The organism is Paenibacillus sp. 01T431 (assembly GCF_056398625.1).
Genome location: NZ_JBFTPT010000005.1, coordinates 53,420 through 69,481, shown reverse-complemented (window position 1 = coordinate 69,481; position 16,062 = coordinate 53,420). Strand labels below are relative to the sequence as shown.

Sequence of the window (16,062 nt, the reverse complement as noted above, 5' to 3'; positions counted from 1 at the left end):
TTTTCATTATTTAGAAGATTGTGCTAAAATGCAATACAAACACTAGTTTAATGTTAAGCGATTTCATGTGCTTTCAACATTGACGTTTTTAACATTTGGACAGAAAAAAGACTAGATAAATCAATAGCTTGATTCATCTAGTCTTCGACTCCATTACATCGATGTCTTATACTATAGGTATACATAAAATAGAAAGAGGTGCCCGATATGTGGAAACACTTTGTAGCTATGGGTGATAGCTTTACGGAAGGTATTGGTGATGAAGTTGAGGAGACCCCATTAAAGAGCTGGGTCCATCACTTCGCCGAGCTGCATGAGCCCGCATTAAAATACACCAATTTGGCTAAACGTGGATTGATAACCAAAGAGATTCGCTTAAAGCAGCTGGAAGAGGCTCTAGCACTAGAGCCTGATTTAGTCAGCCTAATCGCAGGCGCAAATGATATTTTAAAAGGCCGCTGGAACTTCAATGAGTATAAGTCGGAAATGGAGCTCATGATAGATGGGTTAAGCAAGTCAGGTGCTGCTGTTATAATCGGAAATCTTCCCGACTTTACAGCTAGATTGCCTTTGCCTGATGAAAAAAAACGAGTAATAAAAGAACAGCTGCTACAAGCAAATGAAGTCGTTCGTTCACTTAGCAGCGAGTACAAATTAATGCCTATCGATTTCTGGAATCATCCAATGGCTGAAGACAATACCTTTTGGTCTAAGGATTTGATTCACCCCAACTCCATAGGATACCGAAAAATTGGCGAAATCATCTTTAATCGTTGATCAATTTGAATGATTTTTATGACCGATGACCATCGGTGTGAATAGCAAAAAAAGTCCCTAAAGATAGGGACTTTTTTTCTTCCTGATTTAAATATACGTGCCATTAAATCATTTTTCCGAAAGTTCAATTTCTTGCTTTGTTGCTTCGTCAGCTGGTTGGTCGTTTTTCACATATTCATCTTGGTCACTGCCCCAAACATAATCGTAATTCGTAATGTCTGGCTTGTAGTCTTTTTTTGGATTGTCTTTATTATTTTCCATAAAAATCACTCCTTTTTGTTAGTATGCGTTCTCCCATTGAAAATTAATCCATTTGATTTCCACTGCTTCATTTGCCTGTTATTTCGAAATGTTTAAATCTTATTAGGGAGTATGCTAAAATGTGATGTACAACAAAAAATGATAAACTAATCCCATTTACAATAAAGGAGTCGAACGATGTTTCATCCAGAACAATACGAAGGATCAAAGGAGCAAAAATACGATTTGGCCATCCGGCAGCTTCAAGCTTTGCTGGAGGGTGAATCTGATGTAATTGCCAACCTTTCCAATGCATCGGCATTGCTTAATCAATTTTTAGATCGTATTAATTGGGTTGGATTTTACGTGTATCGGGGCGAAGAACTAGTCCTAGGACCTTTTCAAGGATTACCCGCTTGCGTCCGCATTCCTCTACATCGGGGCGTTTGCGGGAAAGCTGCCAGCCAAAGAGTGACTGTCAGAGTTGGAAATGTGCATGAGTTTCCGGGACATATCGCATGTGATGCCGCATCCCAATCCGAAATCGTTATTCCAATTATTATAAACGACGAGTTGTTCGGCGTTCTCGACATAGATAGCCCTGAGCTTAATCGTTTTGACGAGGTTGACCAGCTTTACTTGGAGAAGCTCGTTAAGCAACTGATTCAGCACTTGTAATACCAAATAGCCTGTCTTAACGATAACCCGCAACTTGAAGGTCATATCCAAAAAAATAACGAGCCCTAGAATCGCTTCTAGTGGCTCGTTTTAGGTTGAAATAACTTTGAATTTTAACAATCCTCTATTACAAATTCGTATAGGATAACTTGCATGCCTCGATAAGATCTGCCCGTTCATTCGTCCCCTCTACAAAAAAAGAATTCTCTTGGATAAGATCTATATAAAGCGTACCATTTAAGTGGTCCACCTCATGTTGTATGCATCTCGCCAGAAAACCCTCTGCTTCAATAACGAGCTCTTCACCTGATCTAGTTAACGTTTTCACTTTCACATGTTGTGACCTTTTAACTATGCCATAATATCCAGGAAGAGATAAACACCCTTCAGAGCCAACTTGTTCACCGCTTTGACAGACGATCTCCGGGTTAATCAGTTCAATTAGCCCATCGCCACAATCCATAACAATCACTCTTCTTAGAATGCCTATTTGAGGAGCAGCTAGACCAGCCCCATCATTCGAATCGTAGAGTGTTTCAGCCAAATCATCCAAAAGCTTTAAAATTTTCGGAGTAATACTTTCAATTGGCTTAGCTTTCTTTCGAAGAACAGGATCACCAAAAGGCAGAATTGCTTTTATAGTCACAAACTAAGCCTCCTTTACTTGCAAAGTTGGGGTATGTACCCATAGATCATTAGGTTTACATTCTAAAGCAGTACAAAGTGCATCTAACGTTTCAGCCTTCATTTGCTTCGGTTTCCCTGATATTAGAGCACTGATTGAAGGAGCAGAAAGGTTATAGTTAGCCTTATCCTCTAGCAGGCGAGCCAGTGCTGCACCCGTCCATATTCCTCGATCAGCCATCATTTTTCTGAGCATCCATTCAAGCAAGTTAAACACCCCTCGACACCACATTAGGCAGCAACTAAAATAATTAGGCACTGCCTAAATTTAGAGTATCATTAAAGTCAAATTTTCTCAACAAATTAGCTCACTCTTTTTGTTCAACACTCTTGACTACAAAAAACACAAAAAACCTCTACACCGTGTACCTTCACGCTAGAGAGGTTATATTTTAAAAAATCACTTTTCAATTGAAGATCATTTGTTATTTTATGAATTCCGCATTAGAATGCAGCCCTAAAATCTCAATAATTTCCGCAATCGCTACTTTCTTCGGACCATCCATGAAATAACCTATCAATCCGATTTTAATATTATTCACATGAACTTCTCTTCTCATTTGAGAGAAAATAATCCACATTTTGGCAGTACCTTCTATTGGTACAGGTCTAGCATCATTTAATATAATATTTCCATGTTCGTCTTCAAACTCTGGAAATATAGCAGAAAAAACACCTTCCTTGCTATCCTTAAGATCATAAAAGAAATCAGTGCGTAAACCTTGAAATACAGGCTTCTTCCTGCCCCCTTCTTCATGAGAATAGAACCTATATTTAACCCTAAAATCCGCCTCATGATTCAGTATTTCTTGATACGGTTTCCACATTCGTTTCCCTCCTATCTTGCTTGCCTTCATCTGAATGTACTGTTTTTCAAGTTCAGATATGCTGAATTGATCGTTTGGGAACTCGTTTTTCAGCATATTATTTGTTCAGTTTATTTTCACATGCGACATTTGCTAAAATATCAACGATTTAATCCTCTTTGAAGCCGTTCTTGAAGATTGGCTCGCACCCCTGGCCATTCCTCGGCAAGTATCGAATAATAAGCTGTATCTCTAATACCCCCATCACTTGCAGGGACATGTGCCCTTCGAATACCTTCAAAAGCAGCACCAAGCCGTAATATCGCTGAACGAGAACGCAAATTGCGAGCATCTGTTTTGAGCGAAATTCTAGTCGCCTTCCACGTTTCAAACGCATGGGTAAGCAGAAGAAGCTTAGATTGTGTATTAACTCCTGAACGAATAACTGATGCTGCATACCAAGTGCTGCCGATTTCGGCCACGGTTGGCGGTTTCTCATCCGAAGGCGATGGTCCACTCGCAACGCCTGGAGGCCATGGAGGCGGCCATGAGAAAACTTCTAAATCCAGAAATCTTGTAGTTCCTACAATACGCCCTGTTTCAATATGACGGACCACAAATGGCACTGCACGGCCTTTCTCGTAGGACATTAATGCACACTCTATGTATCGTTCGGTATCCACCCGCCCATTTGGCACATTCGTATACGTATAAAGTGACCGATCTTCCGAGGCTGCGGAGCAGAGATCATCGACGTGGTCCATTGTCATTGGTTCGAGATGGACTAGATTCCCTCGAAGGGTGACTGGCGTTAGCATGGAATCACAACCTTTATATATTAATTATTTGTTGTTTGAAATTCAATTTGTGGAATTGCTTTAAATATAACGTTACGAATTGGTTAGTCAAAGTGAATATTTCTTGCTTTAGATCATTCACTAATGACAAAAAAACTCCCCACAGACAAGCAATACTGTAGAGAGGTTTATTTTTAAGAGAGATACGTAATCTTGGAAGCAATTGATGTTCTTGGCTTAGTATTTGGAACTTCTGCTGGATAACCAATTCCAAATACACCAATAACATCGTAATCTTCCGGCACATCTAAAATGGTGCGGTTATGAGCCAAAGCCCCCAGAGAAGCCCAATACATACCAACACCAGCTTCATGAGCGGCTAATAAGAAGTTCTGTACAAAACATGAGACAGCCATAACATTCTCGTCGCGTTCAAATGAAGTCGAACCTGGTTTAGACAATACTCCAATAACGACAGGCGCTTTGCCAAAGTCCGTTTTATGATTTAATTTAGTTCTTGTTTCTGGTCCAATAAACAGGAGCTCCCAAGGCTCGTTAAAGCGATGGTTTGGCGCATAGCTGGCAGTCTCTAGCCAAGAAATCAAATCACTTTCGGAAATGGGCTGAGAACTGAATGATTTGATACTTCTACGGGCTCTGATTGCTTCAGTTACTGTCATTTTTTTCATCTTCTCCAATCCTGTTATTGTCGCTTTCAGGAGCTGCTTCGCGAAGCTCAAACGACTGGATAAACTCCTGAATAATCGCATCCGTAGCTTTTAATTCACCGCTTATAACTAGTTTGATGGCGTCGTATTCTGGCTGATTCAGTTGATGCAGTAAAGTTGAGCGCTTCGTTTGAAGTCTCTCCAGGAATGCAATCGCTCTGCCTCGGCGAAAGGTTTGAGCGCTTATAGTACGCTCATGTCTTCTACCGTCGTGTTCAAGTCCCCGATCTCTGTGTCCTCTGTGTTCGTGATGCCCTATGTGTCCGTGTCTTCCCTCGCGCATCGTTACTCCTCCTCAAGTTGTATACATTTGTATACAAACGGTTTATGTATACAAATGTATACCGACTCGAAGTGAGCTGTCAAGAAATTATTTGTTTACCATTTTTATTTAGAGAGATAAGACTCCAGCCTTGCCTTAACCGACGGCCATTCCTGATTCGTAATGCTGTACATTACTGTATCGCGAATATAGCCGTCACTTAACACGCGATGGTTGCGCAGCACCCCTTCTCGAATGCCACCGATGCGCTCAATAGCTGCCTGTGACCTCGTATTACGAAGATCCGCTTTAAGCTGTACTCTGATCATGTTGTGATTGTCGAATGCTTCGCGCAGCAGCAAATATTTGCATTCGGTATTCACCCTTGTCCGCCAAACGCTGGGGTTCATCCAGGTGTAGCCGATTTCCAAACCGCGATGCTCTGCTGAAATATCGAAAAATCGGGTACTCCCAACAATTTTATTCTGTACCTGATCCCATATAACAAAAGGAATGCAGGTTCCCGCTGCCTCTTCTTTTTTGGCTTGCCCAATATACTGCTCGGCATCAGCTAACGAAGAAATCCCTTTCAAAGACACACCCCAAATCGGTGTGTCCTTTGCCGCTTCCAGCAGCATGTCAGCATGATGCTCCTCCAACAAGGTCAGCTTTGCGCGCGTTCCTTGCAATGTGTTTTTTTCTGTATTCATTACCGTGACCTCCGATTTTATATAAGAATAGTATCTCTGTTATGGTGTGGATTCCGTATTGCTTGTTTACTTGAAATGTGAGATTGTTGTCATTATATGATGCATATCGGATTAGTAATAGATCCATTTTCGATCCATTTCATTAGACCACTTTAGAAACGGCAGGTAAGCAAACATGACTATTTATTTAGCTTTAGAGCCGTATAAGGAACGTTACACCACCAAATATGAGATGTTGTACCATGCGCTGCGGGATGCTTTGATGGAAGGCAAGCTTGTCCATGGGGATAAGCTTCCTTCTAGCCGGGAACTAGCGAGGATGTATGGATTTTCACGCGGTACAGTTTCGAATGTACTTGAAGCACTCGCAGCTGAAGGCTATGTGGCTCCCATGACCGGCAGCGGAACATACGTTAGTTATCAGACTACGAACCTTTCTTTGCTCCCTTTTGCCAAGAGAGAAATACAATTGTCTGAATGGGGGGAGCGGATTGCAGGCATGGCAGTTCATGTCAGGGAAACAGATACCCACATTGATGGGACGGATAGCCATCAGACATTAGTAAATGATGGTTCAGAGCATTCAAAATGTTCCGAGAAAATATCCTTTCAACTGGGAATAACCGACATGAGCTCGTTTTCGAAGGAAGACTGGAATCGGTGCCTGTATGATGAAACAAGGAAAATGACAGAAAAAGCTAATATCGATGCACACAAGCCGCTTGGTGTGGAAACTTTGCGCGAAGCCATCGCTAAGCATCTTCAGCGCTATCGGGGTATTGTTGCTAATTCGGAGCAAATTGCGATCGTAAACGGATCGATGCAAGCAATTGCCTTGTTGACACAGCTTTTAGCAGGCTCTGGGGATGCCGTCGTAGCCGAAAGCCCCGGTTATTATGGGATTCGGAAAGCTGTGCTTGCTTCAGGAGCAATGTTGATTGAAGGTGAAGTTGACGATCAAGGACTAGTTCCGCAACCGTGGAATGCCAAGCTGCTTTTTGTTACACCGAATCGCCAATACCCAACGGGGGCTGTGTTGAACATGGAGCGAAGGCAGCAGCTGCTCCAATGGGCCGCTGATCAGAGTGCATTTATCGTCGAGGATGAATATGACAGTGAATTCCGCCACCGAGGCAAACCGATTGAGACGCTCAAAAGTTTGGAAACTTCAGCTGATCTCGTCATATACACAGGAACATTTTCCAAAACGATGATGACGGATATAAGGCTTGGTTTTGTTGTTCTGCCGAGAGTTTTAGTCGTGCCCTTTGCTAGAGCAAAGGCGTTATATGAGCCGCATCCAAGCGCAATTCTTGAGCAGCGGGCACTCGCCTCGTTCATGAATAGCGGGCTGTATGAACGGCATTTGAGACGAATGAAGCGAATATACAGCCACAAATTCACTCTTTTGCGCGACGCGTTGAAACGATTGACCATTCCGATTCGCTGGGTTGAGGGAGATGCAGGTTTGCATATATTCGGTTGGTGGACAGGAGCACAAGAGGATTATGATGCTTTTGAGAAGGCTTGCAGGGAAGCAGGCGTCGAGTGGGTGAAAGATCGAACGAACCGTAATCGGATTGGCATAAGCCTCGGCTTTTCCCACCTCACTGACGATGATTTGACAGTCGGGATAGAAAGAATGAGCAAAGCTTGGAAGCACATAGAATCAACATTTTAAATTCCAACAACCAAACCCATTCTCACCGGACACCAAACCAAGCTAATCAGATTGATTGTTAAGCATGGATAATCTATTAAATTACACCTATCTATTAAAATAGTTCTCTATTCAAACCTATGATATAATTCAACCATTACAGCGTAAGGTTTCCATAATATGCAGGTTATCCCTCACATTCTCAGTACGAGACAAGGAGAGTGAACGTATGAGTACTTCTACGATTAAATTAATAACAGGCGCTAATGCTCCACTTGGCGAGGCGGCCACAGTGAAGGTTTCCATTTCCTGCAAGAATTCGCCAGCAGAGCTCGATGTCAGCTGCTTTATGGTAGGCTCTGACGGTAAAGTTTCATCCGATGATTATTTCGTATTTTATAACCAGCCTGCGGATCCCGGGCGCATCGTGCAATTCACTCCACAAGACAAATGGAATAGTGAATTTATCATTAATCTTACAGCCCTCCAGTCATCGAAGGTTCAAAAATGCGTATTTGCGATCACCCTTGATGGACCAGGAACGTTCGCAGATGTAAAGGGATGCCAAATCACTGCCGAAACCTCGGTGAATAAAGTTGTATATGAAATAACAGAAGGAAATGCTGAAACCTCACTAGTGCTCGCCGAGCTGTACCTGCATTCAAGCGGCTTTAAGCTTCGTGCGGTTGGCAAAGGTTTCCACGGTGGTTTGAAACCGCTCGCAGAAGCTCATGGCGTAAACGTTGCTGAGGAAGAAGATACAAGCAGTCCCCCATCCCCTGCAGTTCCGACGATTCAAGCCGATCAAGCACGCTCAAAAGCTGTATCCGAAATCAAAGCTGCACGCTCAGGCGCAGCGAGTTCCTCGGCAAGTGCTGCGCCATCTAAAATTAATTTGAACAAAATTGATTTGTTGAAGCAAAAGGTGGCTATATCGCTTCGCAAAAAAAATATCGATCAGCAAAAAGCACGCGTAGCTGTTATATTCGACGCCTCTGGATCCATGTATGCTCTCTACGAAAAAGGCGTCGTGCAGCGAGCCTTTGAGCGGGTACTTGCAGTTGCTGCAAGCATGGATGACGATGGCATGATGGATGTCTGGTTCTTTGCCTCGAAGAGTCAACGAATGAAGAGCGTAAACGAAAATGAATACGAAAATTACGTTAAAAATACATATCCGGCCCCTCGCCTATTTGGTGGACTCGGCGCTGGTAATAATGAACCTCTCGTTATGGCCGATATAATCAAGAAGTATACACAAGAAGAGCCTTCAAAAATGCCAACCTATATAGTCTTCTTCAGTGATGGCGGCATCTATGAAACGAAGAAAATTTCGAAGCTGCTTATTGATAGCTCCGGTCAAAATATATTTTGGCAATTTGTCGGCCTCGGTAATGCCGACTTCGGCGTGCTGCGCAAGCTCGATGATTTGAGGGGACGAGTACTCGATAACGCCGATTTTTTTGCGCTGGATGATTTGGACCAAGTTAGTGACGAGGATCTGTATGATCGACTATTCAATGAATACCCGCAGTGGCTGAAAGACGCTCGGGCCAAAGGTATCATCAGCCCATAGCAAGCAGCAGACAAGTCGATAGTCATGAGCACCGTTCAGCAATGATCCGTGCTCATGGCTTTTTCACGTTTTGCGTTGTTAATTTTGCATATACAACAAAAAACACCATCACTTCTCCAATGATTATGTAATTGGGAAGTACAAGAAACAAATCCACTGTAAAAAAAGCGACTAGCAACCCTAAGAAAAGCATTAAATGTGATATGCCCAATCTTTGATGTTCATGTCTATACTTATGGAAAACTAATGAGGTTGAAAAAAAGTAGAGCAATACAGATCCAAACATATAACCTAACATAAATAAATAATCTAATTGTTTCAAAAATAACAACTGAATCGAAGCTGCGATCATACACATCGATAAATAAATGAATAAATGTCCATAAATAATCGTTTGTCCTGCAGTCTCTATTGATTTGTTTACTTTCTTCTCGACGTTATCAAAATATTGCCACCACATAGCGATGATTAACACAAAAGTAATTAACGCAAATAAGATAGATTGCCACGTCCAGTTGCTGGACTGCAATACAGCTAGTATGCTGATTACGGATTCGCCAAGCAGAATAAGGGTAAACAGTGAGAAGCGTTCTAATAAATGATGAGTATTTACCGGGCTTTTCACTAAATATTTTCGACCGATTAAAGGCAGCAATATGTCTACAGCTATTCCAGCATACAAAACGGCATAACGTATCCACGAGTCAAAAAATAATGATGATGCAGATATGACCAAACCAATCCAAAAGCGACTCCCTAAATACTGAGCAGTGATTTTTTTATGTGCTTCTTCTGTCTTATGTACCGCTAAATATTGAATGGCCGTCATAGCTCTTAAACCAATATAGCCTATTAAAAATGAAACATAATATTGATCAAAATCAACCGATAAGCTAGCCGTCATTATTAATACAAAAAATAATTGTAAAATCAGAAATATTCTGTGAGACAAGACATCTTGTCCGAAGCGATTTACAAAAAGCGACTGCCCCACCCAAGCCCACCAGATTGGAACAAAGATTAGAACAAATTTCCCTAAGTATTCTACTGGAATGGTGCCATTCTCGACATGCAGCAGCACATGAGCTGCTTTTGAAACTGCCGCTACAAAAAGCAAATCATAAAACAATTCCAGCCAGGTAACCTTCTTTTCAGCAGATCCTTCTTTCTGTTGTAATCCTAATACTTGCTTAATCATGGTTAGTGCTCCTTTTCGATTGGGGTGCTGAACCCCCGCTATCAATCTTTTTAAGTACTAACCCATCTTAGCGGATGTGGACGAATACGAATAGAGAAATCTGATTATTTTCTGATCGAGCAAAAAAAAGAAGAGCAGGCTATCGCAGCTCCTGCTCTTATTATAAAATTAAAAATGCTTTTCCATCGCTTCATCGCAGCGAAAGAAACCATTTTTGGAGTAAAATTGCACACTATTGCTGCTCGGCCAAACCAAAAGGAACTCGACTTTATTTTCTTTTGACCAATGCTCCATGGCCAATTGAATGTCGCTGCCAATTCCTTTATTTCTAAATGCAGGTCGCGTATATACGTTGGTCACGTATCCATAATAAGGGTCCGGGGATTTACCGGGTCTCGGTACCTTATGAATGAGTTGAAGATACATATGTGACACTATGCTTCCTGAATCTTCTGCTACCCAAATATACCAGTCTCCGCTTTTCATTGCTTTAACTAAGAATTCATAACAAGTCTGATGGAACTCCTCGTAGTTTAGTGTAATATCGCAGTTCTCCTCTTCCGAGAACTCCCAGCGCATTCGAACAAGTTCATCGATATCTTCCAGGGTAGCAAGGCGTATAATGGACATGATTACCTCCCTTTTTTGAACTTCACAGATGCAGTTCTTCCACTACGCTTCTCTGATAGCAAGATGACCATCCGAGGGTTTAGCGAGTCTTTTATGATTCGTTTTTTTACTATGCTTCTCTAATTTTTCGCTACCCTTGTTTCACGAGGTTCTCTGCAGTACGGAAAGCTAAAGCCATGATCGTCAACACCGGGTTAACACCGCCATTGGTTACGTGAACAGATCCGTCGCTCACCCAGAGATTGTCGTATCCATGTACACGACCAGAGGGATCAGTGACGGAAGTAGAAGGGTCATTGCCCATGCGAAGTGTACCTGCCTGATGCTGTCCGGCGCTAAGCCCGCCACCTGCCCGAGTTTGCCAAACTTCACTTGCCCCAGCAGCCCAGAGCCACTTCTCTGCTTGCTCTCCCAGCATGGCTGAAGCTCGCAGCGACTCAGGATGGACGCTACCCGAGAGCTGAGCAACAGGTATGCCAAAGCGATCCTTTACCGCATTCGATAGCCGCACTCGGGATTCCGCGCTCGGGATCTCTTGGATCGGCCCCTGAATTTGGCTGGTGCGCAAGAAGCTCTGCCGCATGGTTTCCTTGCCTGCGCTCCCCCATCGCGCCGCATTCGGGGCAAGCGCTCGATACCAGTGAATAAGCGGCAACCGAGTGAACTCGTTAGCAAGCAACCCTCCCCCGATAATGCCCTCGTTACTATGGTCAAAGCGGAAAGTAGCAATGCTCACTCCCGGACCAAGACCGTCTTGAATCGGTTCATCAAAGAGGCCGTAAGCACCAGAGTAGACATGGCCTTGAAGGTTTCTTCCTACTTGTCCGCTCCGATTGCCTATTCCATCCGGTTCTGATTCCGTTGCCGAGTTGAGAAGGAGGCGTGCGCTTTCGATAGCTCCGGCGGCAACTACAACATGCCCCGCACGTATTATCCGTCGCTGGATTGAGCCCTCCAATTGCTGCACGAGACGAACCCCGGTAGCATGTTTTCCACCCTCGGTTTCAATGCGCTCCACAGTGGTATCACAGATCAGGTCGCAGTTACCAGTTGCGATTGCCCTCACTAACATCGTATTATGCCCGCCATTCTTGCTATTGGTCGGGCAGGCAAATCCAACACACTGTCCGCACCGGCCGCAAGCTGGCCGACCATCCCTATCAACGGAGTTGATGAGCAGCGGCACCGGACCCGCTTCCCATCCCAACTTTTCTGCTGCTCTTGCTAGACGTTCTGCCTCCAGCGTACGTGACAGCGCTGGCATTGGATAATCCTGTCGTCGCTTCCCGCGTCCAGAATGGGCATTCCCATCACCAGAGACGCCAACTTCCCACTCCGCCTGCATGTAATACGGTTCAAGTTCTTCATAGCTAATCGGCCAATCGCTCAGCGAGCTCCCATCTGGTATTCCATAGCGACTCGCCATGCGGAAGTCATCTGGATGAAATCGCCATGCCTGCGCTCCGTAAACCCGTGTCCCTCCACCCAGCGTCATTGCATTATTATGATAGTCCCCATCAATAGGCGACGTAATTCGCTCATCTCCGCCCGCCAATAGAATCGTACGAGGGCTGCCTTCCATTCCTGGTCCAGTGTTATGACCATATTTGCTAAAACGATGGTTGCGCAAATGATCACTGCCTACCTGACTGTAACGAAGCCAGCTTCCACGCTCAATAACGAGAACTTGAAGCCCTGATTCAGCTAATACAGCCGCCGCTACCGAGCCGCCAGCGCCAGCACCTATGATGACCACATCATATTGCTCCCAAAGCTGATCGAAGTTTTTTTGCGGTAAATCTATTTCTGGGACCGTGTCAATGCTTTCCGGGACAGTCCCCGGACGAAACCCGATCATTTCCCATGATCTTCCTTCACTATTCCCGCCAAGCTCCGGGCTTCCATAGTATCCTTCAACGACCAGACACAATAAAGTGTCAAAGAAACGTTTGGATGAAACAGGCCAGCCGCCAAAAGAATCATGCTCAACGTCGCGCAACAATCGATCCTTCTCATGAGGCGATAGTTCCGAAAAAGGTTGGTCATGGAGAGCTAATGCCTCTGCTTCCAATGCACGAAGTCCTGGTTCTATTAGATCCGTCCAGGCAGCGGTATCCTGAGCAGCAATACGTTTCAGGTATGCTATAACTCCTCCATCGGTCGCCGACGGCCATGCATCTCCTGGAATCAGTTGATCTGCAACCGCTTCCAAAATTAAAAGAAGCTCGCTCGAAATATACTCTTGATCGTCAATCCTCATCGAACCTCCACCACCCATTGGCTTTTAACAGCAGCGTCTTGACTCATCCTCATGCACGCCCCTCCTTTATTTGCACAACGATACCTTACCAGCTTGCTTCACGCAGTCCCCAAGTTCTTATTAAATATAGCTTCATTTCCATATTATACTTTTCACTGAGTTGTTCAAGTGTTTTTCATTCTTAGTTCATTCAAAAATAGTGAGCTACTATTCCTAATGATTAAAATTAATATAAAACAAAAAACCACCGTTTCTGAGAACAGTGGTTATAGGCTTAAGTTCGCAAATGCCCATAAACTAGAGCTTTTCTAGATGTTAAAACGCATATGAAGCATACATTCAAATGCCACTCTGGCCGAGATGAGTAACTTAATTAGGATACGTTCTGTCAGACTGGTTAAAGCTAAACTTCTTGCCTCTAAGCATGCTTAATTACAAGCATGTTTCCCTCATCAATGATAATCGGCGGTTCAAAATGAATCCTATCTTCTACGATGATATAAGCCAAACTAGCATCGCCTAATTCGATTTGTTTAATCGTTTCAATTCTATCTTTGGGTAATCCAATCGATTTCAAGACCAGCTTGCCGCCCAGTAATTGCAGCTGAGTCTGTGTCTCGTTTTGCTCGTAGACGCCCCAGCCCATGTCAAGCGACCATAACGTTCGAAACTTATCCACATCCGACTGAACAGGTTTGAATCCGATCATGCCTTCGACCATGTCATATTCGAAGCCGCTGAAGGCTTGCAGCAAGGAGTAACTTGCCATAGATCTCGCGTAGTTGCTGCCGCATTCGATCTCGTTCCACGGATTGCGTTTCTCGCCGTCGTAACGCTCCCGGATCGCTTGAACAATGGAAACCCCCTCATCGATGAAACTCTCTTGAATCATGTGCGCAGCCGCTTGGTATTCGAAGCCGGTCATCGTCTCCGAGTTATAAGTCAGCGGAATCGCCGGCTTATGTCGGCCCTCTGGCCAAGTGCAGATCACGAGTCCGCCCTCGTCGTTAAGAGAGTACAAGCGCCAAGTATTCGCTTCCCGCCTCATGCTGGATTTGAAATTATACCGATACAACGACTTCAAAGCTGTACGCATCTGTTCCTTATCGAAAATTTCGCCCAAACCGCATAAATTAGCGTGCCATTGTGCAATGACTTGGTCAATGACGCAGCCTTCCCCAATCTGGTATTTGATTTCCCCTCGTTCATTGTTCCAATACGTGCTGACGGTATCCGTGTCGAATTTATCGAGCAGCGATTTATCCGATAAATCGACTTGTTGCACGTAGTACTCACCGTTGAACAGATGCTCGTCGATCCATCGTTTCCCCGATCGAAACAGGCTGTCAAATTCGTCAGCAGTTTCACTATCACCCAAGAATGCCGCCATCTCCGCTCCCGCTTTAAGGGCCGCTAAGTAAAATCCGCACAGCCAAGCATTCGGTCCGTATAGCTCCATGTCAAGAGTGTGATGCTGCCTGCCTGACAATACGCCCGTTTTATCTGGATCCCATTTGTCCTCGTTAGTATCGGCCCAAGCGTACGTAATGCTTTGCTTAATTTCTGGCCAGACGGATGTAAGCCACTCTGTATTGCCCGATATTTTCCAATCTCGATAAGCTTTAATAACGCCGCCGAATTGGCCATCCGCGCAAGCACGGGAATCCATCCGCTCGCGTCCGAGCGGGAGCATTAACCGGAATGACATTCTCCCGTCGTCACGTTTGTTGTATTTAAAATCTAAATCCCGCATGCTGCGCTCTAGGCGTGGGAACAGGAAGGGCAGTGCATAAGCATAATTCCATACATGCGTACAGGAACCTTCGCAACAGCCAGTATCTTCGATGCTGCCTTCGAATCCATAGAAGGAACCATCGGTTAGACGTAGTGTTGTTGCCGTTTTGACCACGGATAAATTTGCGGACACTGCATCCTTGACGACATCTGGCACCGTCGATGAGAACAACGCATCTTTGAACCTAACGGTCGCACTGTAAAGACGATCCCAATGATCAAAAGCATATTTCGCGCATGCGCTGGAATCCTCAAACAGCGTCGCGTAATAATTTTTCCAGCTGTTAGAGCCTAGCGGATTGGGATTCCAATAGTTCTCCACGTTTGGAAAGTTCCAACTGATCGTGAACCGAATCTTTCTCTTTTCTCCGGGCTTCAGCTCAATATGAGCGGCAAGTGATGCCGTGTCTTTGCGAACCAAAGGCGGCTCAGTCACGGGATACTGCCGATTTTGCAAACGTCCTTGCTGCGTGAAATCATGCCAGAACATCTCGAGATTGTCGCACCAGCCGCCGCGATACCAGAATTCTTGGTAGCTGACATCTGGTGCATCAGTTGACAGAGTGATATCGCCGAACTGAGCGTGCGCATTGTCATGCTGGTCAGAGCTTAGCTTAATCATGTGTATGCATTCGCCTTCGGTGCCTTCCATCATGCTGTATCGGTGATTTACCTTTTCCGTCGGAATGGGGTTGCCAGCCGAGAGGCATAACGTGTACGCAATCGTTTCATGATTTGTATTTTCAATTTCCCACTCAAAAAATGCCGCGGGAAGACTTGAGTCATCCTCTTGGAGCGGTATGAACGGATTAAAGGCCACTAATTCGACGCGCCCGGGGAAATCGATTTCCGCGAATGACATGCCTGCCAACGGGAATTCGCCCCTGAATTCCACCTCCCGAAAATGCGGCATACCCGCCATCGTCTGGCTTTCTGGTCCGAATCCGTATCCGCTATGAAGCGGTGCTCCGCGAAGATGCTCACCGACGTAAGGCGCTTGCAAATCGCCGTTCAACACCCGCGCATCCAGCACTTTTCCCTCCCGCTCCGCCTTTATTGCGAAGTGGCTAAAACCGTTGAAACTCTTCTTGTTCGGACGGTTGAATATTTCCCAGTCCACCAACCGGCCATTGCCTGCAAGACCGATGCTTCCGCTGCCGATTCCTCCAAGCGGAAAACTTATTTCTCTCATTTTAGTACCCTTATACGCCTTTTTCACGCTTATACCCTCCCTTAAGATCATGGTATACTTGAACAACAAT

16 protein-coding genes are annotated in these 16,062 nt (G+C 44.6%); 4 read left to right on the top strand and 12 right to left on the bottom strand.

Annotated features, from left to right (window positions below; all coding sequences use genetic code 11):
• The first annotated feature begins 207 nt into the window (after window positions 1-207).
• Window positions 208-777: an SGNH/GDSL hydrolase family protein gene (locus AC1DM9_RS10370; protein ID WP_441881909.1), complete on the top strand. Its 570-nt coding sequence runs from the start codon at window positions 208-210 to the stop codon at window positions 775-777.
• A 108-nt stretch (window positions 778-885) separates the two neighbouring features.
• On the opposite strand, the gene AC1DM9_RS10365 is transcribed toward AC1DM9_RS10370, so the two are convergent.
• Window positions 886-1,038: a hypothetical protein gene (locus AC1DM9_RS10365; RefSeq protein WP_339208423.1), complete on the bottom strand. Its 153-nt coding sequence runs from the start codon at window positions 1,036-1,038 to the stop codon at window positions 886-888.
• A gap of 177 nt (window positions 1,039-1,215) precedes the next feature.
• On the opposite strand from AC1DM9_RS10365, the gene AC1DM9_RS10360 reads away from it, so the two are divergent.
• Window positions 1,216-1,695, top strand: coding sequence for a GAF domain-containing protein (locus tag AC1DM9_RS10360; protein ID WP_339208422.1), 480 nt, complete (start codon window positions 1,216-1,218; stop codon window positions 1,693-1,695).
• Between the two features lie 127 nt (window positions 1,696-1,822).
• Here AC1DM9_RS10360 and def read toward each other — a convergent pair whose 3' ends face one another.
• From def to AC1DM9_RS10325, 7 genes are all read right to left on the bottom strand, one after another.
• On the bottom strand, window positions 1,823-2,341 hold the full coding sequence (def, locus tag AC1DM9_RS10355) for a peptide deformylase (protein WP_477579874.1): 519 nt from the start codon (window positions 2,339-2,341) through the stop codon (window positions 1,823-1,825).
• Between the two features lie 3 nt (window positions 2,342-2,344).
• The gene (locus tag AC1DM9_RS10350; protein ID WP_076270562.1) at window positions 2,345-2,587 is read right to left on the bottom strand and encodes a helix-turn-helix domain-containing protein; all 243 of its coding nucleotides are present in this window, start codon (window positions 2,585-2,587) and stop codon (window positions 2,345-2,347) included.
• A 217-nt stretch (window positions 2,588-2,804) separates the two neighbouring features.
• On the bottom strand, window positions 2,805-3,206 hold the full coding sequence (locus tag AC1DM9_RS10345; RefSeq protein WP_441881901.1) for a hypothetical protein: 402 nt from the start codon (window positions 3,204-3,206) through the stop codon (window positions 2,805-2,807).
• Window positions 3,207-3,346: 140 nt separating this feature from the next.
• The gene (locus tag AC1DM9_RS10340) at window positions 3,347-4,003 is read right to left on the bottom strand and encodes a GNAT family N-acetyltransferase (RefSeq protein WP_441881898.1); all 657 of its coding nucleotides are present in this window, start codon (window positions 4,001-4,003) and stop codon (window positions 3,347-3,349) included.
• 173 nt (window positions 4,004-4,176) lie between these two features.
• Entirely contained in the window at window positions 4,177-4,662 is a 486-nt protein-coding gene (locus AC1DM9_RS10335; RefSeq protein ID WP_441882197.1) for a nitroreductase family protein, read from the bottom strand.
• Window positions 4,649-4,993, bottom strand: coding sequence for a hypothetical protein (locus AC1DM9_RS10330; RefSeq protein WP_477579872.1), 345 nt, complete (start codon window positions 4,991-4,993; stop codon window positions 4,649-4,651). Before AC1DM9_RS10330 ends, AC1DM9_RS10335 begins: the two co-directional genes overlap by 14 nt.
• A gap of 104 nt (window positions 4,994-5,097) precedes the next feature.
• Window positions 5,098-5,682 carry a GNAT family N-acetyltransferase gene (locus AC1DM9_RS10325; protein ID WP_441881892.1) on the bottom strand — a complete coding sequence of 195 codons (585 nt, stop codon included), beginning with the start codon at window positions 5,680-5,682 and terminating at the stop codon, window positions 5,098-5,100.
• Between the two features lie 175 nt (window positions 5,683-5,857).
• On the opposite strand from AC1DM9_RS10325, the gene pdxR reads away from it, so the two are divergent.
• On the top strand, window positions 5,858-7,363 hold the full coding sequence (gene pdxR, locus AC1DM9_RS10320) for a MocR-like pyridoxine biosynthesis transcription factor PdxR (protein ID WP_441881889.1): 1,506 nt from the start codon (window positions 5,858-5,860) through the stop codon (window positions 7,361-7,363).
• Window positions 7,364-7,571: 208 nt separating this feature from the next.
• Complete coding sequence (locus AC1DM9_RS10315) at window positions 7,572-8,918, top strand: VWA domain-containing protein (RefSeq protein WP_477551651.1); 1,347 nt, start codon at window positions 7,572-7,574, stop codon at window positions 8,916-8,918.
• 52 nt (window positions 8,919-8,970) lie between these two features.
• Here AC1DM9_RS10315 and AC1DM9_RS10310 read toward each other — a convergent pair whose 3' ends face one another.
• From AC1DM9_RS10310 to AC1DM9_RS10295, 4 genes are all read right to left on the bottom strand, one after another.
• The gene (locus AC1DM9_RS10310; protein WP_477551652.1) at window positions 8,971-10,116 is read right to left on the bottom strand and encodes a low temperature requirement protein A; all 1,146 of its coding nucleotides are present in this window, start codon (window positions 10,114-10,116) and stop codon (window positions 8,971-8,973) included.
• A 168-nt stretch (window positions 10,117-10,284) separates the two neighbouring features.
• Entirely contained in the window at window positions 10,285-10,746 is a 462-nt protein-coding gene (locus tag AC1DM9_RS10305) for a GNAT family N-acetyltransferase (RefSeq protein ID WP_477579870.1), read from the bottom strand.
• Between the two features lie 130 nt (window positions 10,747-10,876).
• Window positions 10,877-13,006, bottom strand: coding sequence for a GMC family oxidoreductase (locus AC1DM9_RS10300; protein WP_477579868.1), 2,130 nt, complete (start codon window positions 13,004-13,006; stop codon window positions 10,877-10,879).
• A gap of 418 nt (window positions 13,007-13,424) precedes the next feature.
• The gene (locus tag AC1DM9_RS10295) at window positions 13,425-16,019 is read right to left on the bottom strand and encodes a GH116 family glycosyl-hydrolase (RefSeq protein ID WP_477579866.1); all 2,595 of its coding nucleotides are present in this window, start codon (window positions 16,017-16,019) and stop codon (window positions 13,425-13,427) included.
• Window positions 16,020-16,062: the final 43 nt, after the last annotated feature.

What these genes read in the sequence shown, in the direction of transcription:
- AC1DM9_RS10325 (WP_441881892.1), bottom strand. Translation starts at nt 5,682, where the DNA reads ATGAATACAGAAAAAAACACATTGCAAGGAACGCGCGCAAAGCTGACC.
- AC1DM9_RS10315 (WP_477551651.1), top strand. Translation starts at nt 7,572, where the DNA reads ATGAGTACTTCTACGATTAAATTAATAACAGGCGCTAATGCTCCACTT.
- AC1DM9_RS10345 (WP_441881901.1), bottom strand. Translation starts at nt 3,206, where the DNA reads ATGTGGAAACCGTATCAAGAAATACTGAATCATGAGGCGGATTTTAGG.
- AC1DM9_RS10365 (WP_339208423.1), bottom strand. Translation starts at nt 1,038, where the DNA reads ATGGAAAATAATAAAGACAATCCAAAAAAAGACTACAAGCCAGACATT.
- pdxR (WP_441881889.1), top strand. Translation starts at nt 5,858, where the DNA reads ATGACTATTTATTTAGCTTTAGAGCCGTATAAGGAACGTTACACCACC.
- AC1DM9_RS10340 (WP_441881898.1), bottom strand. Translation starts at nt 4,003, where the DNA reads ATGCTAACGCCAGTCACCCTTCGAGGGAATCTAGTCCATCTCGAACCA.
- AC1DM9_RS10370 (WP_441881909.1), top strand. Translation starts at nt 208, where the DNA reads ATGTGGAAACACTTTGTAGCTATGGGTGATAGCTTTACGGAAGGTATT.
- AC1DM9_RS10335 (WP_441882197.1), bottom strand. Translation starts at nt 4,662, where the DNA reads ATGACAGTAACTGAAGCAATCAGAGCCCGTAGAAGTATCAAATCATTC.
- AC1DM9_RS10330 (WP_477579872.1), bottom strand. Translation starts at nt 4,993, where the DNA reads ATGCGCGAGGGAAGACACGGACACATAGGGCATCACGAACACAGAGGA.
- AC1DM9_RS10310 (WP_477551652.1), bottom strand. Translation starts at nt 10,116, where the DNA reads ATGATTAAGCAAGTATTAGGATTACAACAGAAAGAAGGATCTGCTGAA.
- AC1DM9_RS10305 (WP_477579870.1), bottom strand. Translation starts at nt 10,746, where the DNA reads ATGTCCATTATACGCCTTGCTACCCTGGAAGATATCGATGAACTTGTT.
- AC1DM9_RS10360 (WP_339208422.1), top strand. Translation starts at nt 1,216, where the DNA reads ATGTTTCATCCAGAACAATACGAAGGATCAAAGGAGCAAAAATACGAT.
- AC1DM9_RS10300 (WP_477579868.1), bottom strand. Translation starts at nt 13,006, where the DNA reads ATGAGGATTGACGATCAAGAGTATATTTCGAGCGAGCTTCTTTTAATT.